This window comes from Fructilactobacillus sp. X3R5C2 (assembly GCF_059901175.1).
Genome location: NZ_JBWXVC010000003.1, coordinates 80,166 through 106,866, shown reverse-complemented (window position 1 = coordinate 106,866; position 26,701 = coordinate 80,166). Strand labels below are relative to the sequence as shown.

Sequence of the window (26,701 nt, the reverse complement as noted above, 5' to 3'; positions counted from 1 at the left end):
AGTTTAACTGATGGCTTTTTGATTATTTATTTTTGGCTCGTTTGTTTTTATAAAGGGGCCAATGATGCAAATCGGAACGAGGTAACGTGATTGCTAGTTTGCCAAGTCCAGTCGTGACAAGTGGCAGGATGACATTAAAGATAATAACCGTGATGATGACGGTCAGCCCGATGAAGTCAAGCGAGTGAAGCAGACTAACGAAAAGGCCGAATGTAATGATAATGGTAGCAAACATCACGTAACTAACTGTTTTTGTAAATGCACTTGTCCCACCGGTCAACCATCCTAGTAAGTCCGGATTTTGTTTTCGGTAGGAAATGGCCAAAAAGGTTAATTCAAATATCCCGATTATGGAAAGGGGAACCAGCATGGAAACGGATGCCTGCCAGTTTAATTGACCGTCACTTGCGGCATAGTACATGATAAGTTGGGTAGCCTTCAGTGCGGAAAAGACACTCATCACGTATGTGACCAACCACCAAAATGGTTGGAGAATGGAACGACTAACGATGATGATGGAGGCGAAAACGATTAAGATGATCATCATCATTCCAATAATAAAGTCGTGGTCAAAGTTAGTTTGAACGTTGGCGTTTTCAATTGGCTGGCCGGTATAAGCGACCTTAGCATTTTCAAGGCTGGTGTTTTGTAACTGGTTTCTAACCGTATTTTGCATGTTGTGAACGTTATTTAAGTTCGTGTTGCCAGTGGGATCATTGTTAAATTCTACTTCAAGCTTGGTTACTTTTTGGTTCTCGCTTGCAAAATTATACTTAGTTTGATAAAAATCGGTGTCATTAATCTGTTGCGGTGAGATGTAGAAGGTATTCCCAGCACTTGACTTCTTGACACCATTTAAGTAACCAGTGACGGGCGTTAACTTATCCTTACTTTCCTTTAAAGTTCGGTTAACGGACGCAATTTCACCACGAACCTTAGACGCTTGTTCGTTGTATTGCTGGACCGCTTCCTGCGCTTCCAGTCCAGAATTTTGGGCGTCAGAGATTTGGTTGCTTAACTGAGTCAAACTTTGACTGGTGGTACTCAACTGATCAGATACTTGCGAGAGATTTTGGCGAAGTTTTTTGGACTTCTGGGCTTGATTAGATGACTGAGCCGTTTCAAGCGGAGTGAATGTGCTGAAATTGTTGGTGTCAGCTTGTTCACTCGTATCACTAATCCGATCAAGTTGTCTAATCAGTGAATCGACTGCTTTAGTCTGATTCTTAATGTTTTTCTGCTGAAGCGTCTTGTTCGCCCCTTTAAGGGTTCTTTGTGATCCCTTAAGAGAGTTACTAATGCCATTAAGGGTTGAAGTGGTCTTATTCAATTGATTTCGTAAATAGTATTTATCAATTTCATCCCCACCTGGTTGAGTCACAGAGTACACCTGTGCAACGTTTTTTTGGGACTGAAGCTTCGTTGTAACCTGGTCAATGGCACTAATGGTGTTGTCATTATTAAAGGGTCGGTTATTTTTGATGTAAATAGTGACTGGAGTTGGTTTTCCCTTATTAAAGTGATTTTGAAGGATGTGTCTACCGACTTCAGCCTGATCATTAGCAATTAAATTGTTGTTAGTAAGGTAGGTTACATTAGAACGATAGAATAAAACCAGTGGGACCGTAATCACTAATGCAATTAGTAGGCCTAGGAGAGGTTTTAAAAGCGAGACATGGGCAAGTTTACCCCAGAAGCCCTCGTTTGCTAATTTTAAAGTTTTCTTCTTTGGCCAGAAGAAAGTTGGTCCAAGGAGTTGCATGAACATTGGGGTCACGGTCATCACGGCTAATAAAGTTATTAGTACGACAATGGCGACGCTACCAATGGCCCGAACCGAACTAAACTTGAGCAGGTAAAGTGATCCAAATGCTAATGACGTAATTATTGCGGTTGCCCCAAGTGGATATGTAAGACTTTTAGTGGCTGTTTTACTGGGGTCAACGCTTTCGTTTTTAAGTGCCAATTCAAAACGTCGATACAAAAAGAAACTAGCAAGGGTACCAAATAAAGTTACTACCAAGCCAGTTACTAAAGGAATGTATGGCGAATACGGGAGACTAAGTTGAGTTGACATTAAAGCTGTTGCACTTAATGAGACCAAGTAAGCAATGATCATGGTGATAAAGGTAAAAACCGGTGCTAATAGTGATCTAAATGCAATGGCAATAAAGACTAAGGAAAGAATGAAAATTGCAATGGTCACAATGTTAGTGACGCTTAAAATCTTCTCATTGTTGTCTTGATTAATTAATTGCGGACCAGTGACGTACGTCTTCAGTCCATTATTAACTTTGAATTGCTTTTGAATCGTGTTAGCAAAACTTGCACTTGTGGCATTGCTTTTTGGAACATGAATATTCACAATCTCGGTTGATTGATCGTTGGAGATAAACTTTGAGGCACCATTCGGGCTCGTGTGAGCGGTGGTGATCCGACTAATGCCGTTGTCCCCGTTACTTTTCTGAATCATACCAACCCGATTGTAAATGTCCTTTTGCTCAGAACTGGTAATTTTACCCTTGTTGGCGTGGTAAACGATGTTCATACTTGTGGTTCCATCTAAGCCTTCGCCCCATTGGTCCTGTAAGTTCTGTGCTTTATACATCTGGGACTTTGAGTTCATTTCCGGGTTGCCAGCCTGCATCACAACCTGACTCAGGTTGGGGAGACTGACAATTGCCATAAAAATGACAACTAGCCAAATAATTAAAGAGAAAATCCTATTTTCGTGTAACGTCCTTATAAAATGTTTCATCGAAGAAAATTCCTTTCATTTTATTTCACTACCCCCTCATGCTCATTTTATATTAAATTAGTTCTTAAAGAAATGGTTTGCGCGTAAAAACAGCAACACAATGATGATAAAAATGATCGTGATGATAATGGTTATAATCCACGCTGATGGTTTATCCATAAATGGAAGTTTTACGTTTTCACCATAGAACCCAAATACGATGTTTGGAACACTTAGAATTAACGAAAAAACGGTTAAAAACTTAATCGTGTTGTTCAAGTCACTATCAAGGAGGTTGGAATAAGCGCTTGCCACTTGCTGGGTCGCGGCGTTCGCCATCTCTGCCATTGAAAGTCCCTGTTGAAGTTCGATACTGATATCTTCAACGGCAGCTTTTTGATCCTCAGTGAGGTCCCTTGTAAAACGCCGCTTGAAGTCGTTAATCATATCGTTGTTTGATCCGAGTGACGTTAGGAAATATACTAAGTCAGTCTGTAGATTAAGCAGATGGTTGATGGCACTTTTATTGGCCTTGCCACGTAAGTTACGTTGAATGTTAGTTCTGACACTGTTGATTTGGTTAATATAATCAAAGTATTGGACGGATAGTTGGTACAACGTTTTATTAATTACGTCAATTGGTTGCAATTCTGCGAGTTGTTTTGAACCGGCTTTTTTGATAATGGAAGAAATGAGTTCGTTAACGAAGTTAGTTTTATCAGCCGTGAACGTAAATAACATGTTGTCATGGGTTATGATTCCAATTGGTTCAGCAGAAACATCCCCGTTAAAACGAGTCGGTTCGGCCACATCAAAAATGAAAAGGAGGACTCCTTCTTCATCGTAATATTCAACCCGAGGCCGTTCGTGACGGTCAAGTGCATAATAGAGCATTTCGTTATTTAAATGGTATTCTGTTTTTAAAATTTCCTTATCGGCCGGACGGCAATCGATGGTTTTAATCCAGTTAATATTTTGGTTGATTTTTTCAATTTTAATCAATGCAAAACTACTCCCGTTACTATATTGTCAGATATCTTCATACTACACTAAATGGCTAAGTTAGTCGATTTTAGTGAGTGTTTCTTCTATTATAATGCGTAATTGGAAATGAGTAAGAAACTTTTTTAAGTAATCATAAATACTCAACAAAAAATGGTTGGCTAAGGTATAATAACCACATAGGGAGATGTTGTCCGTGAAACACAGTAAAAAGAAAAACATGTGGATTGCAGTTGTGATTGGAGTAGTCGTCGTCTTACTACTTGTGTTCGCTGCATTTAAGATTAGACACATGTTGATTAATCATTCATATCAAGTTCGACAAGAGCAAATGAATAACGCAACCAAGAAACGTGATAAAGAGATCGAAACTCAGCACAAAGAGTTTATTCAAAAAATTGGTGACCCAGCCGTTAAGATTTACGAGAAAAAACAACAGGTTTTGCCAAGTATCGTGATCGGACAGGCTATTCTCGAATCGAATTGGGGGCAATCCGAACTCTATAAGAAAGCCAATAATCCGTTTGGAATCAAGGGAACGTACAATGGTCAGTCAATCTCGTACGATACGACCGAGTACGTTAATAACAAGAAAACGACCGAAGTGGGTCAGTTTAGAAAATATCCATCGGTTGCTGATGCCATCGAGGATCATAATGAGACTTTAAATACCAAGTTTTTAAAGAAAACGGGCATTACGAGCTTTAGGCAAGAAGCCAACTTGTTGCAAAAAAATGGCTACGCTACCGATCCCGATTACGCTAATAAGCTGATTGGTGTCATCGTGAACCATCAATTAATGAAATACGACGTTAAAGCAATTAACAATTACTAATTACAACTAACTAATGGAGGAGTCTTTGATTGTTCGACCTACTCGCTAAATTATATGGTCCTTTTTTTGATCTACATAACTGGGAAACCGTCATAACGTCTGGAAATGACTGGTTGATTATTTTCTCATTGGTAGTGATTGAATGTCTTTTATCCGTTGATAATGCAGTTGTCCTTGCGGCCCAGACTCAAGTTCTTCCTACTAAAAAGTGGCAGGAAGAATCTTTGTTTTACGGAATGTGGGGAGCATACATCTTTCGCTTTTTGATCATCGGAGTCGGAGTGTACCTAATTAGGTTCTGGATCATTAAGGTCTTAGGTGCAGCTTATTTGTTTTATCTTGCGTTTAGTTTCTTCTATAATATGCACAAGAATAAGCACAAAAAGAGCCGAACTCATCAGGTCAAACCAAATAAGAAAAACCACACTCGCAAGTACTTTTGGTGGGTGGTAGTTCAGATTGAATTCATGGACATTATCTTTTCAATTGACTCAGTGCTAGCGTCGTTAGCCATTTCACCTAATCCAGTGATCGTCTTAATTGGTGGGATGATTGGGATTTTAGCGATGCGTGGGGTAGCTGAAGTCATAATGATGTTGATGAAAAAGATTCCTGAACTACAGCCGATGGCGTACTTCTTGATCATTATCATTGCGTTGAAACTTTTCTTATCGATTCCAATGATTGACATTGAGATTCCAGCGGGATGGTTTGGAATCTTGGTAATTGTCACACTAGTGGCTACTTTAGTTATCCATGTGATTAACGTGAAGAGGGGGAAAGACTATGGCAGTGGATCTAAATCAGAATAATTTTGACTCAGAAATTACGGGACCAATGACCGTGGTTGACTTCTGGGCACCATGGTGTGGTCCATGTAAAATGATGGATCCGTTGATTTTAGAACTGGAACGTGAGTACAAAGGTCGAATCAAGTTTTTAAGGCTTAATGTCGATGATAATCAGGAGATTGCCAGAAAATACCGGGTCATGAGTATTCCAACACTAGTATTATTTCGTAACGGAAAGGGCGTTGAGAAGGTCACCGGAGTGTATCCTAAGAGTAAATTAGAGCACTATTTTAATCGAAAATTAGCTGAAAAATGATGAAATTAAGTAAAGTCTTATGCTTTTAATAACTTTTTTTATGGCAGAAGGCTTTTTCTTTTGCTAAAAATTGGTGTTGTGAATTGTTGATCAATCCTTGAAAACGGGCATTCTTGCGAGTTTTGTTACATTGATGTTACAACGTGACAAAATAATCGGTTTTTTTAACATTGCTGTTTTTGCCATGTAAATAACAGTATTTAGAATGTGAAATTGTTGTTTGAGTATATTTCAGTTTTAAGAAAACGGAAGTAACAAAAATTTATAGGAGTGATTTATCATTTTATTAAAATCTAGAAACGTAAAGGTGCTTTTAGCATCTATTTTCACAGTAGCCGGTGTGTTAATGACTGCAGGCTTCAACGCCAACGCTGCCACTAACACTAATCAAGTTACCGTTAAGAGCGGTGACACAGTCTCAAAAATCGCAAAGCAACACAATACTAGCATCAGCAGCATTGTTAAGGCTAACCACCTTAAGAATGTCAACCTGATTCATGTCGGAGAAAAGTTAACATTACCTACTAACGCAAGCAACATGACTTACCAAAGTAACAATACTCAAACACAACCATCTGCTCAGGTAAGTAGCAATGCACAATACACTGCTGCACCACAGCAAAACGCACAACCTGCTCAAACACAACAACAAGCAACAACTACAACCACTACTCAACCTGCTGCAAGCAGTAACAATAATGCAAGCAATGCCGGTGATAACTCTGGTTTAGCATCAATTGCACAAGTTGAATCTGGTAACTCATACAGTGCTCGAAATGGTCAGTACATTGGTAAATACCAATTGTCTTCATCATATCTAAATGGTGATTACTCTCCAGCTAACCAAGAACGTGTGGCTCGTCAATACGCAGTTTCACGTTACGGTTCAATCGCTGCCGCTGCTCAATTTCGAGCATCACATAACTACTGGTAAGATTTAATTTCAAGTTAACGATTACTCAAACGAAAAACAAGATGCAAAAAGGGACGAAGAATAATTCTTCGCCCCTTTTTTGAATCCAAAAAATCCCAGTACCATATTTATGATACTGGGATTTATTTACTTAACCTTAGCTAAGAAGTAACGTTTCTTGCCGCGTCGTATGATGATAAACTTCCCGTCAAATTGAGCTTGGGGGTTAATTTCAGTATTGACGTCGGTAACCTTTGCTCCATTGATGGTAATAGCGCCATTATTAACGTCTTCTCTAGCCTGCCGTTTGGATTTATCAACTCCAACCGCAATGATTAAATCGACTACGTTTACGGGATTAGAACTAATCGAAGACGTTGGGACACTGTTAAATGCCTGACTAACTTCCTTTACTGATAGGTCTTGAACGTTGCCTTTAAAAAGAATTTTTGAGATATTTTCGGCCTGCTTAACGGCGTCTTCACCGTGTACAAATTTCGTGACCTCACGTGCTAACGTTTTCTGTGCTTCTCTTTTCCAAGGCTCATCTTTAACTTTTTGGGCCAGTTCATCAATTTGATCCTTAGGCAAAAAGGTGAAGTATTTGAGGTATTTGATAACGTCAGCGTCGTTTTGGTTTAGCCAGAACTGGTAAAATTCATACGGTGAGGTCTTTTCTGGATCAAGCCAAACAGCACCACCAGCGGTTTTTCCAAACTTAGTTCCGTCTGATTTAAGCATTAATGGGATGGTTAATCCGTATACCTCGGCGTCTTGACCTTCAACGCGATGAATGAGGTCAATTCCGGCCGTGATGTTTCCCCATTGGTCTCCACCACCAATCTGAAGTTGAACGTCATGGTCACGATAAAGAGTGAGAAAGTCCAATGCTTGTAGGATTTGGTAGGTGAATTCTGTGAATGAAATGCCCTTTTCCAGGCGACTGGCCACCACTTCTTTTGATAACATGGTGTTGACGTTAAAGAGTTTTCCGTAGTCACGAAGAAAATCAAGCAGTGACACGTTAGACGTCCAGTCGTAGTTATTCACGATGTGAATGTTACTGTCACTGCCAAAGAGGTGCTTCATTTGCTTCGTTAGGGCGTTAACGTTGTGTTTGACCATCTGTTTGGTCTGAAGGGGACGTTCGGTGTTTCTCCCACTTGGATCACCGATGGAACCGGTGGCCCCGCCGATTAGGATGTATGGGTGAAAACCAGCCCGTGAAAAACGTTCCATGATCATAAACGGAATTAGGTGACCAATGTGCATACTATCACCAGTTGGATCGACCCCACAGTATAGGGCAATCTTTTTCTCGTTGGTTAATTTTTCTAGTCCGTCTTCGTCGGTTGTTTGGTTAATGGCGCCTCGCCATTTTAAATCTTCAATGATATTCATTGTTGTTTTCCTCCTGTTGTTGATAAATAAAAAGCGTCCTAGTAGTAATTGACTACTGGGACGCTTGTGCGCGGTACCACCCACGTTCAGATACAAAAGTACCTGCACTTATTTTGATGTGTAATTTTAGGTAGTTCATCTAATATCCTGTGTGGCTTGCACCAACCGCCACTTCTCTTATCACTTAAATATTAGACTACTTTTGATAAACTCATCGTATCATTACCTAGCCGAATTAACAATATGCAAATTATTCAAGGTAAATTTGACGTAACTGATGAATGTCGGCATTGGTCAATCCAATACCTTCATGGAGAAATTGGTTTATTCCGCCGTATAATTGATTGATTTCATCCATTGCGGCATTGAAAAAGTCTAATGAGACACTATAAAGGGATCTTAGACTCTTTAGGGCTGCATCATTATATCCTTCTTCTTTGGCTTGCTCTAATCGAGCATCAATCACTGGTTTTGCCACCTGATTGGTTAACAGGTAATCTTCTTCGATGGTTTTACGATCGACTCCTAGGGCAGAGAGGATCATGGTCGCAGACATTCCGGTTCGGTCTTTTCCGGCTGTACAGTGAAATAGGACGGACTCGTCATCTTGCCTGTTATCGAGTAGAACTTCAAATAATTTTTTAAAAGCCAAACGACAGTGTTTCGTTTTAATCATGCTTTTATAGACGTGTTCCATATGATCATGACCATAATTAGGGTGATTGCACAGGACTTTCTTCATTTCAGCTGGACTTTTCGAATTGTCAGTTGCGTCTTCTTTAAAGATCGGATCAAAAATGTAGTCGATAGCAGAAGTTTCCACTTGATCGGCCAGCATGTCGACTTCAGGTTGACTTCTGAGATCAACGTCAAAGCGAACCCCGTAATGCTCAAGGGTTTTTAGATCATTTTCACTGAGCTCACCTAAGTGTCCCGCACGTAGTAACTTGTGCCACTTAGTGGTTTTACCATCAACAGTTTGGTATCCACCTATCTCACGAAAATTTTCACCAGTTGGAATGGCTAGAACTCTTTTATTTTCCATGTTTTCCATGTAACCCACCTTTCAATGTCAGTGTAATATAATTATATCATGAAGCCCGTGTTCCACATGATTTTTTGAAATATGATTTTACAAATATTAGAAAATAGAATAAGCTTAGCGTATGAAGATTATTAAGGAGAGTATGAATTATGGCAATGACTGAAAGACAAATGATTCAAGAAATCTTAAACACGGTTGACGTTGGTTATGATTTTGAAAACGTTGATGAAGATAACAAGCAGTACACGTTATTGATTAAACGTCAGGATAATGATGTTCGTGATTTAAACGAGATTAATGCTGAAATCAAGGAATACTTTAAAGATGCTGATTTTTCTTATGACGAACAGGTTGAGCCAAAAGATATTGATGCTGACATTCGGGTTGAAGTTAAGCGTTAATTAATGATGCCATAAAAGAGAAAGTAGATTTTATTCTACTTTCTCTTTTATTTTCAAGTAGTGAGATGAATTGAATCGTGCTAATATGAGTATCAAAAATACGATGAAACGGAGATGAACCAGTTGTCTGACAATAAAGATTACGTCCTAGCGATTGATCAAGGATCGACTAGTACGAGAGCGATTATTTATGATCATAGTGGTAGAAAAGTCATTGAGAGTTACAAGGAAGTTCCTCAAATTATCAATAGTGACGGATGGGTTGAACAGGATCCAAACGAGATTTGGAACTCCGTGCTTTCTGCCATTGCGAGTGCCTTGATTGACGCCTCCATTCACCCTGAAAACATTGCCTCGGTGGGGATTACCAATCAGCGTGAGACCACGGTAGTGTGGGACAAAGTGACCGGCAAACCCATTTACAATGCCATTGGTTGGCTTTCAAAACAAACTAATTCAATTGCTGAAGACCTAAAAAACAGGGGGTACGAGGACCTAATTCATAAAAAAACGGGCCTAGTTATTGACTCGTATTTCTCCGCTACCAAGGTCAGGTGGATTTTAGACCACGTTAATGGATCACAGAAGCGCGCTTCTGATGGCGAATTGTTATTCGGGACCATTGATACGTGGCTCGTCTGGAAATTGTCTGGTGGGAAATATCACATTACTGATTATACGAACGCCAGTCGAACGATGATGTTTAACATTAATGACTTAAAGTGGGACGACGAAATCTTGAAGATTTTAAACATTCCAAAGATCATGCTTCCGACCGTCCATGCTTCTGATGAAGTTTATGGAACGACCGAAAACTACCAATTTTATGGTGTTAGTGTCCCAATTGCTGGAATTGCTGGCGATCAGCAGGCGGCGTTGATCGGACAAATGGGCTTTTCAAAGGGAATGGTTGAAAACACCTATGGTGATGGTGCTTTCATCATGATGAATACTGGACACCAGCCGCAGTACTCAGACGAGAATTTATTGACGACCATTGCGTATGGAATTAACGGAAAAATTACGTATGCACTTGAGGGTTCAATCTTCGTGGCTGGAAGTGCGTTGACGTGGCTTCGAGACCAAATGAAGATTATCACCAGTGTTCCTGAGTCCAGACAGGCGGCTAAACGATCGACCGACCACAATGAAATCTACGTTGTTCCTGCTTTTAATGGATTAGGGGCCCCATACTGGGACCAAAATGTCAGAGGAGCCGTTTTTGGGATTACCCGAGGAACTAACAGTGATGATTTTGTAAAGGCCACGCTTCAGTCAATTGCGTACGGAACCAAGGATATCGTTAACACGATGGAGTCCGATACCGACCTCGATATTCCACAGATTCGAGCTGATGGGGGAGCTAGTCGCAATAGTTATTTAATGCAGTTTCAGTCTGACATTTTGAATATTCCGGTTCAACGAGCCAGCGATGAAGAAACAACCGGATTTGGGGCTGCCATCTTGAGTGGACTAGCAACCGGGTTCTGGAAAGATTTAGATGAAGTTCAGTCCATTTATGAAGAGGGAAAGATTTTCACTCCTTCAATGAAAGCAGCTGAACGAGATAAATTGTATCAGGGATGGAAGCGAGCGGTTAAGGCCACGCAGGCTTTTAAACCCATTAATTAAGACTTGCTTTGCAAGTTTTTAAATTTTTCTTAATGAAAACGTTTTCTTTTTATTTTTGACGTGTTATAATTAATTTCGTAAATAAGGGTTACAAAAGTATTTTGAAAAGAAGGTATGGGATATGAGTTTTGAAGCAATATTAATTGGATTAATTCCAGTGATTGGTTGGGGGCTATTTCCAACTATTTCATCAAAAATTGGTGGTAAACCAACGAACCAAATCTTTGGTGCCACAGTTGGTACATTGATTTTTGCGATTGTTGTCTTATTATTCACACAAGCTGGCTTCCCAATGGGCTGGAACTTAGTCTACGGAATCTTGTCTGGTATGGGTTGGGGCTTCGGTCAAATCATGGCCTTTAAAGGTTATTCTTTGATTGGTTCTTCAAGAGTTATGCCAATCACGACCGCATTTCAGTTGATTGTAACTGCTTTGTGGGGTGCATTTGCGTTAAGTAGTTGGCCTGGTATTGGTCACAAGATCATTGGAATCCTTGCTTTGATCGTTATCATTATCGGTGCCACTCTTACCACTTGGAGCCAAAACAAAGAAAACGTTAATAAAGGTGCGCTTGAAAAAGCCGTTATCTTACAGTTAATTGGTGTTATTGGTTACTGGTTATACTCAGCCGCTCCACAGGTTAATAACTTGACTTGGGCTAAGGGAATTTTGCCACAGTCCACTTCAGTAATGACCCCAATGGAAGCATTCTTGCCACAGGCAATGGGAATGGTCTTGATGGCTATTATCTACGGTTTGATGAACATGAAGAGTGAAAATGTGTTTGCTGAGGGTGTTTCATACAAACAGATTATTGCTGGTTTCTTCTTTGCAATTGCCGCATTCTCATACTTGATTGCTGCACAACCAAACATGTTAGGTCTTTCAACTGGATTCGTTCTATCACAGGTATCAGTAGTTGTTGCTACCTTGACCGGTGTTTACTTCTTACACCAGAAGAAGACTCCAAAGGAAATGGTTGCTACTTTGATTGGTTTAGCTTTGATCATCGTTGCTGCTGCCGTTACCGTTATGCTATAAAATCATTAATCTCAAACAAAAAAACACTTCACATTATGTGAAGTGTTTTTTGTGTTCCTAATTATTTATAATAATGACTTCGTTTTAAAAGTTCAGCTGAACGTTTATTGATGGGAACAAATCCCTTATTTTGCAAATGCCGGAAAAACATCATATTGTATACAAAACTCCATGCTAATGGCATGATTGCAAAAATCTCATAGGCAGAGGATGCGATGTTTAATCCAGTTAAGACGGTAAGTGCCATTGCTAGGATAAAATCCACCCCTAGCATACAAAGGGTATTATAGAAATCACCACGAAAAATAGAAGGCCAGATTCCAAAAACTAGCGTAGTGAATGAGAAGCCCACCTTTTGGACTTTGACTTCTTGGGTTTCTTTATTTTGCACGACGGCGTAGTTAGGTGGCAAGAACATGTTGTTCATGCCATTATTCCCACTATTATTGCCGTTATCGAATGGATTCATTGACAATTGGACCTTTCTAAGACTTTAAAGTAAATTTGACGACGACTTCGACGTGCGGAGTCTGTGGCATCATATCAACTGGTTGCAGGTAGTCCACGTTATAAGACTTCGTTAGTTGGACCAGATTCTGAGCTAGCGTTGATGGATTACATGAAACATATACAAATTTTTGTGGTTTAGCGGTTAAAATGGCATCAATTAAGTGTTGGTCAAGGCCAACGCGTGGTGGGTCAACCACCAGTGCTGTGGGTTTAAAACCCTCGGTTATCCACTGCGGCATCAAATCCTCGGCACTGCCAAAGTAGTAGGTGGCGTTATCAATATGATTGATTGCTGCATTATGATTGGCGTCGGTGATGGCTTCCTTAATGGTATCCATTCCTCTAACTTCAGAAACTTGGTTTGCTAATGAAAGACCGATGGTTCCTACCCCAGAATATGCATCAATCAAACGATCATCAGAATCAAGATTGAGGGCTGTTCCAGCTAAATCGTAGAGTTTTGGTGTCATGATGCTGTTGAGTTGGAGGAAAGCTCTTGGTGACAACTCAAATGATAAACCATTAATTTTTTCGGTAATACTATCATTTCCAGCTAAATGAACCGTCTTTTCTCCCCAGATCAAAGGTGAGTCACCAGGATTGATGTTTTGCATGACGGAAGTGACTTCTGGAAGGCGATTGGAAATCATTTCTAAGAGTTGATTTTTCTTAATCAACTTGGGCGTGTTAGTGATGAAAACCACCTGCACGTCGTTGGTATTGAGAGCTGCTCGAACTACCAAGGTTTTTAAAATGCCAGAGTGATTGGATTCAACGAACGTTGGGATGTTTAGTTCCTGAACCATTTCGACTAAAGCGTGCATGACCTTCATGGTAAGCGGATACTGAACGGAGCAGGTCTCCATGTCGACCACTTCGTGAGTTCCTTCTTTATATAATCCGGCGATGACTCTTCCGTTTGCTTCAGTTCGAACTTGAAACTGGGCCTTATTACGGTATTCATAGGGATTATCCATCCCGATCGTTTCCCTGACATCATAATGATCATAAGCCCTCGGATGATATCTTCTAAGCGATTGTTTAACTAAATCACGTTTGAATTCCAGTTGCTTAGGGTATGCGAGGTCTTCGAGTTCAAAACCACCAACTTCTCCAGCATATGGATCACGCGGTTTAACCCGAAAGGGACTTTCCTTATCAATTTGAACTAATTTTCCGCGTAGGTATTTAGGTTTAATCTCGGTTACATCAGCTTGAACTAATTCACCAACTAGCGCACCAGGAATAAAAATTAATTTGCGATGAAAATAACCAATTCCCTCACCATTAATTCCGAGACGCTTGATGGTGACCGTAACTCGTTGGTGGAGTTCTACCGAAACATTTGACGATCTTTTTGAACCGTTTCTAACTCTTTTATAACTCATTAGAACTCCTTTTTTCTTCATAACAACGTCTACGTCATTATAGCAGACTCATATATGATACAAAAGTGTTGTATAATCATACTGTTAATTTGTTAAAAAGAAAAGAGAGGTATCAAAATGGCAGTACTAGAAACTAAAAACCTATGCTACGACGCTGATGGACGTGAGATTATCAAGGATATCAGCTGGAGCGTTGATGCCGGAGAGATCGTTACGATCACTGGTCCATCAGGGAGTGGGAAGACAACTTTTGTGAGACTTTTGGCGGATCTTTTGACTCCCAGTTCTGGTGAAGTAATTTTTGAAGGCCAAAACGTCGCTGATTTAAATCCAATTGAGTATCGGAGAAAAGTATCATACGCCGTTCAGCAACCCACCTTGTTTGGCAATACGGTCAAGGATAATCTTGAGTTCCCATATCAGATTCGAAATAAACCGTTTGATAAAGAACATGCGTTAAAAGCACTTCAAACCGTCGATCTAGGTGATGGTGATTTGGATCGGACGGTCGATAATCTTTCTGGTGGGGAACGCCAACGGGTCGCATTAATTCGCAACATCATGTTTGTGCCTGATGTGCTTATTTTAGATGAGGTTACCACTGGCCTTGATGAAAATACCAAGGAAAGTGTGCACAAGATGATTAACTACATTAATCAAAAAGATCACACCACGGTCATCATGATTACTCATGATCAAGGTGAGATTGACCATGCTACCGAGTTAGTCACAATTGTTAACGGACGACTAGTTAAAGGAGATAAAGATGCCTAATTTAATTGTTTCAAATCAAGCGCTCGCATTAACTGGACTCCTGGTCTTAATCGCGTTATTTGTCGGATGGAAAGAAAAGTTGGGCATTGATAAGTCAATTATCATTGCCACCATCCGTTGTGTGGTTCAGTTATTTATAGTTGGGTACGTTTTACGATTCGTTTTTCGGATCAATAACGTTTTTTTAACCCTGATTTTAATCTTAATTATTTTGTTTAACGCCGCTTATAACGCCAAGGGACGTAGTGACGGTATGGAACACGCACTCCCCATTTCCATCATTGCGTTAGGAAGTAGCACGATTGTGGTACTTGCGGTATTAGTCTTTGCGGGAGCAATTAAGTTTATCCCGTCTCAAGTGGTACCAATTACCGGAATGGTTGCCAGTAACTCAATGGTTGCCTTGGGACTTTGTTATCGAAGTATGAATTCCATGTTTAAAGACCGGAGACAGCAGATTATTGAAAAATTAGCTCTGGGAGCCGACGTGAAAACATCCTGTTCTGACATTGTGCGTGACAGCATTAAGACCGGGATGCAGCCCACGATTGATACCGCGATGACCGTTGGACTGGTTAGTTTACCCGGGATGATGGCTGGTTTAATCTTTGCTGGTGTTGATCCGGTTAAGGCCATTAAGTACCAAATTATGGTAACTTTCATGTTGCTTGGGATTACGGCTGTTAGCTCAATCATCGCATGTTACATGGGTTATCATAGTTTTTACACTAAAAATGACCAGCTTAGAAATATGAATTAATAAGTAAGGGCTCTGATTAGGAGTCTTTTTTATTGCTTCTGATAGGATAAATTGATGGAGTGGTTTATAATTCAATTGGGTCAACAGTTAAATTGGAAAAACGAAAAGAGGGATTCTATGAGTAAAATGACAGCAAGTAGAGCACTGGTGAAAGTGCTTGAGAGTTGGGATGTCGACCATTTGTATGGCATCACAGCTGGCTCTTTGAATAACTTATTGAATGCGCTAGATGAGGAAAAAAAGAACATTAAATATATTCAGGTTAGACATGAAGAGGTCGGTTCTTTGGCCGCTTCCGCTGACCATAAGTATACCGGTAAGATTGGGGTTGCCTTTGGTTCGGCGGGTCCTGGTGCGACTCACATGTTTAATGGTTTATACGACGCGAAGGAAGACAATACTCCAATGTTAGCTCTCGTTGGACAAGTTCCCCAACCAATGATGAACACGCGGTTCTTTCAGGAAATGGATGAACTGCCAATGTTTGCTGACGTTTCGGTTTACAACCGCCAGGCGTCAACTGCCGATCAGATACCGAAGATTATTGATGAAGCAATCAGGACGGCCTATCAAAAGAAGGGTCCAGCAGTCGTCATCTTACCGAATGATTTACTTGGAACTGAGATTGACTATGAACCAACTAAGACAGACAACGTTTCAAGTAGCATTAAAACGGTTCACCCTAAACAAGCTGACGTTGATGAAGCCATTAAGATGATTAAGAAAGCCAAACATCCTGTTCTTTGGTACGGAAGGGGTGCTAAGGGTGCCCGAGATGAGATCGTGAAAGTTTCCGATCAGTTTAGCATGCCAGTCTTGTCCACGGCTCCCGCAACTGGGATTATGCCAAACGACAATCTGAGTTACATGGGTGCTCGTGGTAGACTGGGAACGAAACCCGGATTTGAAGTTTCTCAGGCTGCCGATCTGATTATTATGCTTGGAAACGACTTTCCGTTTGCTCGCTTCATGCCTAAAGATAAGAAAATCATTCAGGTTAATAACAATCTGGCTGATTTGGGTCGTCAGTATCAGGCCAACCTCACGATTCACGGTGATGCCAAGGAATTTTTAGAAATGTTAATTGATTCAGATGTAAAGCTTCCTAAGAGTGATTTCTTAAAAGCCGCTCGAATTGATCGCGAGAATTGGTTGAAGTGGCTTGATAGCATTGCGACTGACTACGACGAGGGTCTTAGAGCTGAGACTGTTTTGAAGGCAATTGCTGACCATTCTAAGTCGAATGCGGTTTATGGACTTGACGTTGGAAACAACACCATGCATTCCATTCGTCAACTTCCCTTTAATCAACAGCAGCAGTTTGCCATGTCACCATGGTTTGGAACAATGGGCTTTGGTCTACCAGCTTCCATTGCTGCTAAACTCTCATATCCTGATCGTCAAGTTTGGTCGATTTCAGGTGATGGGGGATTCGCAATGGTCATGCAGGATGTGATCACGCAGGCCAAGTACAACTTGCCGATTATCAATGTCGTTTTGTCAAACGAACGCTTTGGTTACATTGAACACGAAGACGTTCAATCTGGCATTAGTGATTATGGTGTTGACCTCTATCAAGCGGATTTTGCCCAAGTTGCTGAAGGCATGGGTGCTCATGGCTTTAAAGTTTCGGGTCAAGATGAACTTGATAGTGTCATGGTTGAGATTGACCGAATGCAGGCTGAAGGTAACACGAAACCGATTGTGATTGACGCTAAGATTAAAGCGTTTGACCCAATTGATACTAGTTTTGTCCCACTTGATCCAGAGAACTTTGACCAAAAAACGATTGATGCGTACAAGAAACGTTATAACGTTTATGGTCAACCAGCATTGAGCGAGATTTTAAAAAGTTTGAAATAGTGGTTTAAATAAAAATAACCGATCTCGGTTGAGATCGGTTATTTCTTTTGCTTATTTTTTCTTTGTCTTTTCGTCTTCGTCAATATCAACGGCAACCGTTGATTCATCACCAACATCTAACGCTTGATGCTTTAGGTGAGGGAAGATGTATTTATCAGCAAGTCCAGTGATTCCACCTTGGAATAGGAACGCAAAGATCGTTCCTACTCCTAAGTTAGTAAATTGACGAGTAATTGCAAAGGCAACCACTGCCATGACAGTCGGTGGGATGTAGGAAGCCCACATGGCTTTCCCAGCAGCACCATTGAAGTACTTAAATCGCAGGATCTGCATCAAATCATCAGCGGGATGCAAGACTAAGTTGACTCGTTGGTAGATTGAGATGGCGGTTGCAATCAATGCTACCCCGAAGAAATTTAAGAGGACATAGAAAGCGACCATCACCCAACCCTTGGCTTCAGGGAATCCAGCAAAAAATGATACTTTTCCAATTACTGGCAGTGAACCATCCATGAAGAAGTCATCAAAGACCTGGATGAGTGCTGAGAACGGAACCATGAAGATGACGTTTCCAATGGCACGTCCCCAATCCCAGTGACCGACTAAAAAGGCGTTCAAAATGGTAATGGCAACTCCCAAGATTAGAAATGCCCAGAATAAGTTCCAGTGAAATGCATTTCCAAGGTTGGTTTCGGCTGCGGTCCAGTAAGCTGAACCTAGAAAAGATGGATGAATCTTAGCAGTTGTTACTAGAGTCAAAACATTTCCAGCAGAGTTAATTATTAATGAAAGGATAAAGAACATAATTGAAGCTGTCATGGAAATGGTACGTTTGGCTTTTCTATTAGCGGTTTTCTTCGCCATAGTTTCCCTCCACGATCAGATTTTGGTTCAATTATTTAAGATTACCATTAACTTTAACAATTGACTTGCCTTGAACCTTGTCAGTACCAGCTAATACACCAGGTACTTGTTCTAAAGTAAGGATGTTGTGTTGGAAAGGTGTAACCTTAACGGAACCATCTGAAAGTAAAGCAATTGAATCTTCGAAACTGTGGGGGTTAATCATTGAACCCTTGATGGTTAATTGCTTCTTGAAGATTTCGTAAGTGTTCATGTTAAATGTTTGACCTGGTGCACCAACACCAAACATCATAACTTGAGCGCCAGGATTAGTTGCTTCAACAGCTTGTTCTTGGGTTTCAGGCTTTCCAACACATTCGATTACCATGTCGTACTTGTCAGTGATCTTTTCCTTAGTCGTGTTGATAACCTTGTTTAAGTTAAGTTCTTTCTTTTCCCAAGCAAGATTTTCATCATGTCTACCAGTCATGTCAATGTTCTGGATTCCGTAGATTCTAAGTAGTTGAGCAAACAACTTAGCCATGTATCCATCACCAATGATTAAAGCGTGTTGGTAAGGGGTAATGTTTTCGGTGATCTTCATCGTGTGAACGGCACATGAAAGTGGTTCCATTGAGCATGCAGTTTGAAGTGATAGTTCATCAGGAATGTGGTAAACAACCTTTTCTGGGGCAGTGAAGTAGTCTTCAAGACCACCATCTCTAGTTACACCAACGGCCGATAGGTTTTCACACAATTCGTAGCGGCCAGTGTGACAGTAGAAACATTTGTCACAGTAAATGTTAGGGTCAACAACAACACGATCACCCTTCTTGAAGTCTTTAACGTTCTTTCCAACTGCGGAAACAACTCCAGAGTTTTCGTGACCTAATACGATTGGAGGAGTAGCATCAGCTGAACCTGGGAGACCATTGTATAAGGCGTGGTCGGTACCACAGATACCAGCGTAGGCAGTTTCAACTAAGACTTCGTCGTCCTTAGGGGTTGGGACATCTCTGTCTTCAATCTCCATGTGTTGCTTAGCTGTCATAACTAAAGCTTTCATTTTTGACATAAGATAACTTCCTTTCGAAAAGTTGATGAATTAATATCGTTACAATCTGAACATAACTGATCGAAAAAAATGGAAAGATTTCTTTCAGGAATATCAGATTTGTTTCCAAGTAATAATGTAAACCGTTTGAAAACTGTTTGCAAGGGCATTCCAGCTTCTGAAATAGATCCAATAAAAATTGAACAAAGAAGAAATTTGATAAGTGAAATAGATAACGGCATTAGAGTGGGAATTAAGCAATTAATTTTAATTATTGTTATGAAAAAATTACGAAAATATTTCACAAAATTATTTTTTTAATTTTCCGTTAAGGCCGTTCTTACTTTCAGGTTAAAATTTACTTTTGGTTAAATTAGTTTAAAATGGACACTACTAAAAAAGAAGGAGAGAACCAAATGGCTTATTTAGAACTAAGAAACATCAAAAAGTCCTATTATGTGGATAATCAGGATTTTCATGTTTTAAACGGGATCAGTCTCAACTTCGATCGTGGGGAATTTGTTTCCATCCTGGGAGAATCTGGTGGTGGAAAGACGACCCTTATGAATATTATCGCTGGACTAGACAGTGATTATTCCGGTGACGTTTTAATTGACGGGAAATCGTTAAAAAAAGATACCAGTAAACAACTTGATGAGTATCGGCGCAACACAATTGGTTTTATCTTTCAAAACTTTAACCTTGTGAATCATCTGACCATTAAAGAGAACGTGATGGTCTCTTTAGAAATGACAACTTTAACGCATAAAAAACAAGAAGCACGGGCCACTGAACTTTTAAAAAAGGTTGGTTTGTATGACCACCGTAACAAGTACCCCAATCAACTTTCAGGTGGACAAATGCAGCGGGTTTCAATTGCTCGAGCACTTGCTTCTGACCCAGATATCATCATTGCTGATGAGCCAACTGGTGCCTTGGACGCTCAAAATACTGATGACATCTTGGAACTAATGAACGAAATTGCAGAAGACGGAAAACTGGTAATTGCCGTCACCCACTCTCAGGTGGTTGCCAATTATGGAACGAGGATCGTTCATTTAGCCAACGGGAAGATTGATGAAGATAGGATTTTAAAACCCGCTTACCCGGTTAATAAAACGCAGGCGGACTTTCAGGCGCGTCCGGCCAAACTTGCTTCCATCTTTACGATGGCCTTCGAACACTTTCGTTATAACCTGAAGCGCAACCTGTTAATTATTTTTGGGGCGGCCATCGGCATCTTTTCGGTCATTTTCATGTTAGGTCTCGGCAATGGGGTCAAGGGATACATTAACCATGAAATTTATTCGGAGGTTAATCCCACTACCATTCAGGTTAGTCGAAAACAGAAACAAGGAGAGGAACAAAATCCTAAAAATGAACTTCTGACCAACCAGGATAACCAGCAGTTGCAGGACCTAAAGAATGTCAAAAGTTCAACGTTGGGTAAGTTTTTAGCAGGCGGTCAGTTTAAAGCGGCCGATAAAACCGCTTCCGTTCAATACATTCAAACATACTATCAAGGAGCGGTCTTAAAGAAGAACATTAAATCCGGAGCAGTCCCCACTAAAGATAATCAGGTGTTGATTAATAAGAAGACGGCCCAAAGCTTTAATAAGAAGAAGCCGTACGACATGACGGGCCAAAAAATTAAGTTGTTTGCGAATGCCCCCGATGACAACGGGCAGCCCCATGTCCTATCAAAAGAGGTTACTGTGAGTGGGGTGACTAGTGACGTGAACCCAATGGCACTTGTTAGTTCCAACACGATGAAGTCAATGTTTAGTGAGGCTACAATGAAGTACGAACCGAACTTTGCCGCGGTGAACATTGCTGGTGGAGTTCCCAACGTTCAGCCGGTTCAAGATAAGATTAAGGCGTTGAAGGGGCCCAATCAACAAGCCAAGTACCAAATTACTGGTGCGGGTGCGATTGTATCAACACTGAACACTTACATTAACGTCGCTGTTTGGGTTCTAGCAGGAATTGCGGCAATCTCGCTCCTTGTGTCAGCAATTATGATCATCGTGGTGCTCTACATTAGTGTTGCCGAACGAACCAAGGAGATTGGGATTCTAAGGGCACTTGGTTTTACCAAGGGCAACATTCGAAACCTATTCTTCTCCGAAGCCTTTATTCTGGGAGTCTTCTCGTCCATCTTTGCGGTTATCATCGCTTACCTGGCCGAATGGGGAGCGGATACGATTTCTAATGGAGCGATTAAGTACGCAATTGTTCAAATTTCACCGGCCAATTCCATTATTGGGGCACTAGTCTTTGTTATTATTTGTTTACTAGCAGCACTTGCTCCAGCAGCCAAGGCCGCTAAATTAGATCCAATTGTGAGTCTGAGTTCCGAATAAAGATTAAAAAATTAATTAAGCTATTGCAATTATAGGAAAGTTGGACCAAACTAACTTCTAAACCAAATAAGAGCTATCCCGTTAATTCGGGATGGCTCTTATTCATTAGGAATTACTAAATTGTAATGGAGGGGTTCATTTTGAGAATTGGAATTGCGGCAAACGTTAACCGGATTAAGACGCCTAACTATAACCTTGATTACGCCAATTATACTGCTCAAGTTTTTATTGATTTACTGCAAAAACACGGCATTCTGCCTGTTATTATTCCCATGGCTGAGCTTGATATGATTTCCGAATACGTTGACTTAGTTGACGGCCTAATTATTCCTGGTGGTCAAGATGTTCAACCGGAATTATTCCACGAAAAATCAGTCGAACCAGACGATGCGCACTATCGACCCCATGATGAGTGGGAAATGGGACTGATTAAAGAAATGGTGCACCGGAGAAAACCACTTTTAGGGATCTGTCGGGGGCTTCAAGTATTAAACGTAGCTTTTGGTGGTAGTCTTTATCAAGACATTGCCACTGATTTACCCAAGTCTAACGTTCAACACGTGAAACACGACGATCCAAAGCATAATTTTCATGAGGTGCAAGTGAAAGCCAAAAGCCAGTTGGTCCATTCCGTTGGAAACCATCCGGTGGTGAACTCAATTCATCATCAGGGCCTAAAAAAGGTCGGAAAGAGTTTGACCGTCACGGCCAAATCTCCTGACGGTGTCATCGAAGCGGTTGAAAATGATGATGCTAGTATCATGGGAATCCAGTGGCACCCAGAATTATTGTGGCAAAACGATCCAAAAGAGGAACAGTTGTTTTTGGACTTCTTTGAGCGAACCAGTAATCAATAAATAGCGAAAACCACCTTGATAGAAATATCAGGGTGGTTTCTTTGTTACTTGTTGTTTTCAAAGTATTCTTCATCGTGATTGGTGCTGTGACTGAGTTCGACCATCTTGCCGGTTTGATTGTAAACGAGCCACTCGGCGAGGTTTACGACGTGGTCACCGATCCGTTCGAGCAATCGGATGACCATTAAGTAGCTTAGGGCCGCTTGCGCCGTCTTACTGTTCTTTTTCAGGGATTCAGTTACTAACTTTCTGGTGGAATGATAATACTTGTCAATTGATTCATCTTGGTCAGCAATTTTCTTAGCTTCCGAGGCATTCCCCTCAAAGAAGGCCTCTAGTACCTGTTCTAACATTGAACGGACTTGTTCAGTCATTTCACTGATGACTTTTTCGACCGCCGGGATTCGTTCATGGCCCTTGGCGTTAATGGTTTCTCTCGCAATCGTATTGGCGTGATCGCCGATTCGTTCAATGTCGGTACTGGCCTTTAAAATACTGATAATTTGACGAAAATCACTGGCAACGGGTTGCTGGAGTGCGATCAGTTGTAAGGACTGTTTCTCTAAATCCATTTCTTCGTTGTTAATCTTGGGATCCTCTGCAATGATTTTGCGTGCGAGGTCCTTATCATGATCAATGAAAGATTTGGTGGCTTGGTAGATTTGTTCACTACTGTCAAATCCCATTTCCATGAAGTGTCCTTTAAGTTTCTTTAATTCATCATCAAATAATGCTCCCATAGTCATTCTCCTTATCCAAATTTTCCGTTGAGATAGTCACTTGTTTCTTGCTTATCAGGATTCATAAACATTTTTTTGGTTTTGCCTACTTCCACTAGTCGACCGTTCAGCATGAACGCCGTTTTGTCTGAGATTCGAGAAGCTTGTGACATGTTATGAGTCACGATGATGATCGTATACTTGTCCTTGATGTTTAGGAGGGTGTCCTCAATCATCTGACTCGAAATAGGGTCGAGCGCGCTCGTTGGTTCATCCAGTAAAATCACGTCTGGTTGAATGGCCAAGAGTCTAGCAATGCAGATTCGTTGTTGTTGTCCTCCAGAAAATGAAAGCGCACTTTTATGAAGTTTGTCCTTAACTTCATCCCAGATAGCCGCCTGCTTTAGAGATTCTTCAACGCGTTCGTCCAATAGTTGCTTATTCTTAACGCCAGCTAATTTTAAGCCAAAGGTGACATTATCGTACACGGAAAAGGGGAAAGGATTGGGTTGCTGGAAAACCATTCCAACTTCTTTTCGGAGTTCCACGATGTCTTCTTTTGGACCATAAATATTGTGACCATTGAGCGTGAAGCTTCCCGTGATGGTAATGTTTGGAATAAGATCATTCATTCGGTTTAAACAACGGAGGTATGTTGACTTTCCGCATCCAGATGGTCCAATTAGGGCGGTAATCTCATTTTGTTTGAAGTTTAAATTAATGTCGTGCAACGCTTTTCGCTTTCCATAGTACAAATTGACGTTTTCAGTTTTGATAATCTCTTTTGGTTCCGTTTTAGTTGTCATTTACTTCTCCTTAACCGAAGTTGCCGGAAATGTAATCCTCAGTGGCTTTGACCTGTGGTCTGGTGAAAATGTCAGCTGTTTTAGCGTACTCCATGACGTGTCCAAGATGGAAGAAGGCGGTATAGTCACTGACTCTGGCGGCTTGTTGCATGTTATGGGTCACGATGATAATCGTATATTTTTTCTTTAACTCTAGAAGCGTTTCTTCAATCTTAGAGGTTGAAATGGGATCAAGAGCACTCGCTGGTTCGTCTAACAACAAGATGTCAGGTTGCATGGCGATTGAACGAGCGATACAGAGCCTTTGAGCCTGTCCACCAGATAATTCAAGGGCGCTTGTATCCAGCTTATCTTTGACTTCGTCCCATAGTGCAGCGGCTTTTAGACTTTGTTCTACTCGTTGATCAAGTTCCTGTGGATCTTTTACGCCATGTTTTCTAAGCGCAAATTTAATGTTCTCACGAATGGTTTTGGCAAAGGGGTTGGGGTGTTGGAAGACCATGCCAATGTTTTTTCGAAGGACGTAGACGTTTAATTTTTTTTGGTTAATGTCTACGTCTCTGTACATGATTCTACCGGTAACGTTTGCCACACCATCATTCATTCGATTGAGACAGCGAAGGAAGGTTGATTTGCCAGATCCCGAGGCTCCAATGAGGGCGGTGATCTTGAACCTTGAGAATGCCAGCGAAGCATCAAAGGTAGCTTGCTTTTTACCGTAGAAGACGTTCACGTCCTCGGTCTCAAGGGCCATTTCTCCTGGCGGTGTAATAATTTGATGGTGGTCTAAATCGTAATTTTGTTGAGCCATGTTTTAACCTCGCTTTTTTCTAGAAGTCCCAGTCATCTTGCGGTAAGCCCAGTTACCTAAGAACCGAGACGACAGGTTAAAGACTAAGATAACAATGATAAGAACCGCTGAAGCGCCACTTGAAACAACGTGTGCGTCTGGAACAATTCCCTCGGTATTTAGTTTCCAGATATGAACTGCAAGGGTCTCAGCTGGACGCATGGGATTTAGGAAACTGCTGGGACTGAAAGGATTCCAGTTGGTGTAACTTACGATTGGCGCACTTTGACCAGCAGTGTAAATCAAGGCGGCGGCTTCCCCGAAGATTCGACCAGAACTAAGGATGACACCGGTGATTATGCCCGGGATCGCGAGTGGTAGTACAACTCCAGTTATGGTTTTAAACTTGGAGAGTCCAAGCGATAACCCGGCTTCTCTTTGTAACTTTGGCACCTCTTCGATGGAATCTTCGACACTTCTGGTAAGGAGTGGCAGGTTGAAGATGGTTAAAGCAATCGCTCCTGACAGAATGGAGTAGTCAAGTTGAAACTTGATTACTAGCACCAAGTATCCAAACAGACCAACGACAATGGAAGGCAATGAACTTAGAACCTCAATGGCCGTTTTAACGAGCGTTGTGAGCCAGTTGTCCTTGGCGTACTCTGCCAGGTAAATTCCGGCCCCAAGACTGATTGGCAGCGAGATGATGATCGTCAGTATTAGCAGGTAGACGGAATTAAAGAGCTGATCTCTAATTCCACCGCCGGCACTGATTGAACTGGACGTGGTGGTTAAAAACTTCCACGAGATATCGGGTAGACCGGTAATGAGGATGTAACCGAGTAGGAAGATTAAGATCAGAACTACGACTAAGACTAAGGCCCAGATGGTCCCAATGGCGAACTTATTAATTTTTTTGGCATTTATTTTCATTTTTTAAATGCACTCCTCTTTCCAATTAGTTTTACGATGACGTTGAATACTAGTGACATTACTAGTAAAACTAAGGCCAATGTCCATAAGGCGTTGTTAGGCAACGTTCCCATGATGGTATTACCCATTTGGGTCGTCAGTTGACTGGTTAAAGTTGCAGTTGGACTTGTCAAGCTGGTTGGCATGAGGACTGCATTTCCGATGACCATCTGAACGGCTAGTGCTTCACCAAAGGCGCGCGCCATTCCGAAGATCATCGCGGTAAGGATTCCCGGAGTGGCAGCCCGTAAGACCACTTTGTACATCATTTGCCATTTAGTGGCTCCGAGTGAAAGAGCAGCACTCCGGTAGTCTCGTGGGACGGCCTTTAAAGCATCGACTGACATTGAGGTGATGGTCGGAAGAACCATGACGAACAAAACGATGGTAGCTGGTAAAATCCCAGAACCGGTCCCTCCAAACACCGTTCTAACAATGGGAATCAAGACCATTAGGCCGATAAACCCATAGACAACGGATGGAATTCCAACGAGTAATTCGATTACTGGTTGCAGAATCTTTTGCCCTCGTTTGGGAGCAATTTCGGTCATGAAAAGGGCCATGGCAATCGCAAATGGGGTGGCAAGAATGGCGGATAGTAGGGTGACCGCAAATGAGGTGACGATCATTGGAAGTGCCCCAACTTCTGGTTTCCCATTTGGTCCCGTCTGACTTGGATTCCAGTCCCCCTTGGTGAAGAAATCGATGATACTGACGTGATCGGAAGTAAAGGTCGCCAGTCCTTTGGTGGTGATGAAGAAAAGGATGGTAATGACGAGGATGCCGATCAGGCCGATACATATGAGACTGATAAAATGACCAACCTTATCTTGATGAGTTTCTTTTGATGGTTTCAGTAATTTTTCTTTAATGTCATTCATATAAAA

General features: G+C 41.2%; 25 protein-coding genes. 12 read left to right on the top strand and 13 right to left on the bottom strand.

The features are described from left to right. Positions 1-22: 22 nt before the first annotated feature. Together AC6UD4_RS04445 and AC6UD4_RS04440 are read right to left on the bottom strand one after the other, a co-directional pair. Positions 23-2,758 carry an MMPL family transporter gene (locus tag AC6UD4_RS04445; RefSeq protein WP_500694067.1) on the bottom strand — a complete coding sequence of 912 codons (2,736 nt, stop codon included), beginning with the start codon at positions 2,756-2,758 and terminating at the stop codon, positions 23-25. A gap of 57 nt (positions 2,759-2,815) precedes the next feature. Further along, a complete protein-coding gene (locus AC6UD4_RS04440; protein WP_500694066.1) occupies positions 2,816-3,739 on the bottom strand; it encodes a magnesium transporter CorA family protein in 924 nt (307 codons plus the stop codon). 196 nt (positions 3,740-3,935) lie between these two features. Between AC6UD4_RS04440 and AC6UD4_RS04435 the strand changes: the two genes are divergently transcribed. The 4 genes from AC6UD4_RS04435 to apf all read left to right on the top strand — a co-directional run bounded on the left by AC6UD4_RS04435 (position 3,936) and on the right by apf (position 6,615). Beyond that, a complete protein-coding gene (locus AC6UD4_RS04435) occupies positions 3,936-4,574 on the top strand; it encodes a glycoside hydrolase family 73 protein (protein WP_500694065.1) in 639 nt (212 codons plus the stop codon). A 29-nt stretch (positions 4,575-4,603) separates the two neighbouring features. Then, positions 4,604-5,386, top strand: a complete 783-nt coding sequence (locus tag AC6UD4_RS04430; RefSeq protein WP_500694064.1) for a TerC family protein — start codon at positions 4,604-4,606, stop codon at positions 5,384-5,386. Further along, complete coding sequence (trxA, locus tag AC6UD4_RS04425; RefSeq protein ID WP_500694063.1) at positions 5,361-5,681, top strand: thioredoxin; 321 nt, start codon at positions 5,361-5,363, stop codon at positions 5,679-5,681. The genes AC6UD4_RS04430 and trxA overlap by 26 nt, the downstream gene beginning before the upstream one ends. Positions 5,682-5,988: 307 nt before the next feature. Then, positions 5,989-6,615 carry an aggregation-promoting factor gene (apf, locus tag AC6UD4_RS04420; RefSeq protein WP_500694062.1) on the top strand — a complete coding sequence of 209 codons (627 nt, stop codon included), beginning with the start codon at positions 5,989-5,991 and terminating at the stop codon, positions 6,613-6,615. Positions 6,616-6,741: 126 nt separating this feature from the next. Here apf and tyrS read toward each other — a convergent pair whose 3' ends face one another. After that, on the bottom strand, positions 6,742-7,995 hold the full coding sequence (gene tyrS / locus AC6UD4_RS04415) for a tyrosine--tRNA ligase (protein WP_500694061.1): 1,254 nt from the start codon (positions 7,993-7,995) through the stop codon (positions 6,742-6,744). 250 nt (positions 7,996-8,245) lie between these two features. Beyond that, complete coding sequence (locus AC6UD4_RS04410) at positions 8,246-9,040, bottom strand: tyrosine-protein phosphatase (protein ID WP_500709632.1); 795 nt, start codon at positions 9,038-9,040, stop codon at positions 8,246-8,248. Positions 9,041-9,189: 149 nt separating this feature from the next. On the opposite strand from AC6UD4_RS04410, the gene AC6UD4_RS04405 reads away from it, so the two are divergent. The 3 genes from AC6UD4_RS04405 to rbsU all read left to right on the top strand — a co-directional run bounded on the left by AC6UD4_RS04405 (position 9,190) and on the right by rbsU (position 12,115). Then, a complete protein-coding gene (locus tag AC6UD4_RS04405) occupies positions 9,190-9,441 on the top strand; it encodes a hypothetical protein (protein ID WP_010022943.1) in 252 nt (83 codons plus the stop codon). A 114-nt stretch (positions 9,442-9,555) separates the two neighbouring features. Beyond that, complete coding sequence (glpK, locus tag AC6UD4_RS04400) at positions 9,556-11,073, top strand: glycerol kinase GlpK (protein ID WP_500694059.1); 1,518 nt, start codon at positions 9,556-9,558, stop codon at positions 11,071-11,073. 121 nt (positions 11,074-11,194) lie between these two features. Beyond that, positions 11,195-12,115, top strand: a complete 921-nt coding sequence (gene rbsU / locus AC6UD4_RS04395) for a ribose/proton symporter RbsU (RefSeq protein ID WP_500694058.1) — start codon at positions 11,195-11,197, stop codon at positions 12,113-12,115. Between the two features lie 61 nt (positions 12,116-12,176). Here the strand turns inward: rbsU and AC6UD4_RS04390 are convergent, their stop codons facing one another. Together AC6UD4_RS04390 and rlmD are read right to left on the bottom strand one after the other, a co-directional pair. Continuing rightward, entirely contained in the window at positions 12,177-12,590 is a 414-nt protein-coding gene (locus tag AC6UD4_RS04390; RefSeq protein WP_500694057.1) for a hypothetical protein, read from the bottom strand. Between the two features lie 10 nt (positions 12,591-12,600). Beyond that, positions 12,601-14,013 (bottom strand): 23S rRNA (uracil(1939)-C(5))-methyltransferase RlmD, encoded by a 1,413-nt coding sequence (rlmD, locus tag AC6UD4_RS04385; protein ID WP_500694056.1) that lies wholly within the window; start codon positions 14,011-14,013, stop codon positions 12,601-12,603. A gap of 117 nt (positions 14,014-14,130) precedes the next feature. Here rlmD and AC6UD4_RS04380 point away from each other — a divergent pair, with 117 nt between their 5' ends. The 3 genes from AC6UD4_RS04380 (at position 14,131) to spxB (ending at position 17,410) form a co-directional block, all read left to right on the top strand. Continuing rightward, positions 14,131-14,787, top strand: a complete 657-nt coding sequence (locus AC6UD4_RS04380) for an ABC transporter ATP-binding protein (RefSeq protein ID WP_500694055.1) — start codon at positions 14,131-14,133, stop codon at positions 14,785-14,787. Further along, positions 14,780-15,547, top strand: a complete 768-nt coding sequence (locus AC6UD4_RS04375) for an ABC transporter permease (RefSeq protein WP_500694054.1) — start codon at positions 14,780-14,782, stop codon at positions 15,545-15,547. The genes AC6UD4_RS04380 and AC6UD4_RS04375 overlap by 8 nt, the downstream gene beginning before the upstream one ends. 117 nt (positions 15,548-15,664) lie before the next feature. Continuing rightward, entirely contained in the window at positions 15,665-17,410 is a 1,746-nt protein-coding gene (gene spxB / locus AC6UD4_RS04370) for a pyruvate oxidase (protein WP_500694053.1), read from the top strand. 51 nt (positions 17,411-17,461) lie between these two features. Here the strand turns inward: spxB and AC6UD4_RS04365 are convergent, their stop codons facing one another. Then, entirely contained in the window at positions 17,462-18,274 is an 813-nt protein-coding gene (locus AC6UD4_RS04365) for a DUF6198 family protein (protein ID WP_500694052.1), read from the bottom strand. A 31-nt stretch (positions 18,275-18,305) separates the two neighbouring features. Next, positions 18,306-19,319, bottom strand: coding sequence for a zinc-dependent alcohol dehydrogenase family protein (locus AC6UD4_RS04360; RefSeq protein WP_500694138.1), 1,014 nt, complete (start codon positions 19,317-19,319; stop codon positions 18,306-18,308). A gap of 404 nt (positions 19,320-19,723) precedes the next feature. On the opposite strand from AC6UD4_RS04360, the gene AC6UD4_RS04355 reads away from it, so the two are divergent. Together AC6UD4_RS04355 and AC6UD4_RS04350 are read left to right on the top strand one after the other, a co-directional pair. After that, entirely contained in the window at positions 19,724-21,670 is a 1,947-nt protein-coding gene (locus AC6UD4_RS04355; RefSeq protein WP_500694050.1) for an ABC transporter ATP-binding protein/permease, read from the top strand. A gap of 140 nt (positions 21,671-21,810) precedes the next feature. Further along, on the top strand, positions 21,811-22,527 hold the full coding sequence (locus AC6UD4_RS04350; RefSeq protein WP_500694049.1) for a gamma-glutamyl-gamma-aminobutyrate hydrolase family protein: 717 nt from the start codon (positions 21,811-21,813) through the stop codon (positions 22,525-22,527). Between the two features lie 44 nt (positions 22,528-22,571). On the opposite strand, the gene phoU is transcribed toward AC6UD4_RS04350, so the two are convergent. The 5 genes from phoU to pstC are packed head-to-tail and all read right to left on the bottom strand — an operon-like array spanning position 22,572 to position 26,695. Continuing rightward, positions 22,572-23,267 carry a phosphate signaling complex protein PhoU gene (phoU, locus tag AC6UD4_RS04345; protein ID WP_500694048.1) on the bottom strand — a complete coding sequence of 232 codons (696 nt, stop codon included), beginning with the start codon at positions 23,265-23,267 and terminating at the stop codon, positions 22,572-22,574. Positions 23,268-23,278: 11 nt separating this feature from the next. Then, positions 23,279-24,052: a phosphate ABC transporter ATP-binding protein PstB gene (gene pstB / locus AC6UD4_RS04340; protein WP_500694047.1), complete on the bottom strand. Its 774-nt coding sequence runs from the start codon at positions 24,050-24,052 to the stop codon at positions 23,279-23,281. Positions 24,053-24,062: 10 nt separating this feature from the next. After that, complete coding sequence (pstB, locus tag AC6UD4_RS04335; protein WP_500694046.1) at positions 24,063-24,863, bottom strand: phosphate ABC transporter ATP-binding protein PstB; 801 nt, start codon at positions 24,861-24,863, stop codon at positions 24,063-24,065. Positions 24,864-24,866: 3 nt separating this feature from the next. Next, positions 24,867-25,769 carry a phosphate ABC transporter permease PstA gene (gene pstA, locus AC6UD4_RS04330; protein WP_500694137.1) on the bottom strand — a complete coding sequence of 301 codons (903 nt, stop codon included), beginning with the start codon at positions 25,767-25,769 and terminating at the stop codon, positions 24,867-24,869. Positions 25,770-25,771: 2 nt separating this feature from the next. Beyond that, a complete protein-coding gene (gene pstC, locus AC6UD4_RS04325) occupies positions 25,772-26,695 on the bottom strand; it encodes a phosphate ABC transporter permease subunit PstC (RefSeq protein WP_500694045.1) in 924 nt (307 codons plus the stop codon). Positions 26,696-26,701: the final 6 nt, after the last annotated feature.

Coding starts and splice junctions, on each gene's coding strand:
- AC6UD4_RS04375 (WP_500694054.1), top strand. CDS start 14,780: ATGCCTAATTTAATTGTTTCAAATCAAGCGCTCGCATTAACTGGACTC.
- phoU (WP_500694048.1), bottom strand. CDS start 23,267: ATGGGAGCATTATTTGATGATGAATTAAAGAAACTTAAAGGACACTTC.
- pstB (WP_500694046.1), bottom strand. CDS start 24,863: ATGGCTCAACAAAATTACGATTTAGACCACCATCAAATTATTACACCG.
- AC6UD4_RS04405 (WP_010022943.1), top strand. CDS start 9,190: ATGGCAATGACTGAAAGACAAATGATTCAAGAAATCTTAAACACGGTT.
- AC6UD4_RS04380 (WP_500694055.1), top strand. CDS start 14,131: ATGGCAGTACTAGAAACTAAAAACCTATGCTACGACGCTGATGGACGT.
- glpK (WP_500694059.1), top strand. CDS start 9,556: ATGAACCAGTTGTCTGACAATAAAGATTACGTCCTAGCGATTGATCAA.
- AC6UD4_RS04445 (WP_500694067.1), bottom strand. CDS start 2,758: ATGAAACATTTTATAAGGACGTTACACGAAAATAGGATTTTCTCTTTA.
- spxB (WP_500694053.1), top strand. CDS start 15,665: ATGAGTAAAATGACAGCAAGTAGAGCACTGGTGAAAGTGCTTGAGAGT.
- AC6UD4_RS04360 (WP_500694138.1), bottom strand. CDS start 19,319: ATGAAAGCTTTAGTTATGACAGCTAAGCAACACATGGAGATTGAAGAC.
- trxA (WP_500694063.1), top strand. CDS start 5,361: ATGGCAGTGGATCTAAATCAGAATAATTTTGACTCAGAAATTACGGGA.
- pstC (WP_500694045.1), bottom strand. CDS start 26,695: ATGAATGACATTAAAGAAAAATTACTGAAACCATCAAAAGAAACTCAT.
- AC6UD4_RS04365 (WP_500694052.1), bottom strand. CDS start 18,274: ATGGCGAAGAAAACCGCTAATAGAAAAGCCAAACGTACCATTTCCATG.
- AC6UD4_RS04410 (WP_500709632.1), bottom strand. CDS start 9,040: ATGGAAAATAAAAGAGTTCTAGCCATTCCAACTGGTGAAAATTTTCGT.
- pstB (WP_500694047.1), bottom strand. CDS start 24,052: ATGACAACTAAAACGGAACCAAAAGAGATTATCAAAACTGAAAACGTC.
- rbsU (WP_500694058.1), top strand. CDS start 11,195: ATGAGTTTTGAAGCAATATTAATTGGATTAATTCCAGTGATTGGTTGG.
- tyrS (WP_500694061.1), bottom strand. CDS start 7,995: ATGAATATCATTGAAGATTTAAAATGGCGAGGCGCCATTAACCAAACA.
- AC6UD4_RS04355 (WP_500694050.1), top strand. CDS start 19,724: ATGGCTTATTTAGAACTAAGAAACATCAAAAAGTCCTATTATGTGGAT.
- rlmD (WP_500694056.1), bottom strand. CDS start 14,013: ATGAGTTATAAAAGAGTTAGAAACGGTTCAAAAAGATCGTCAAATGTT.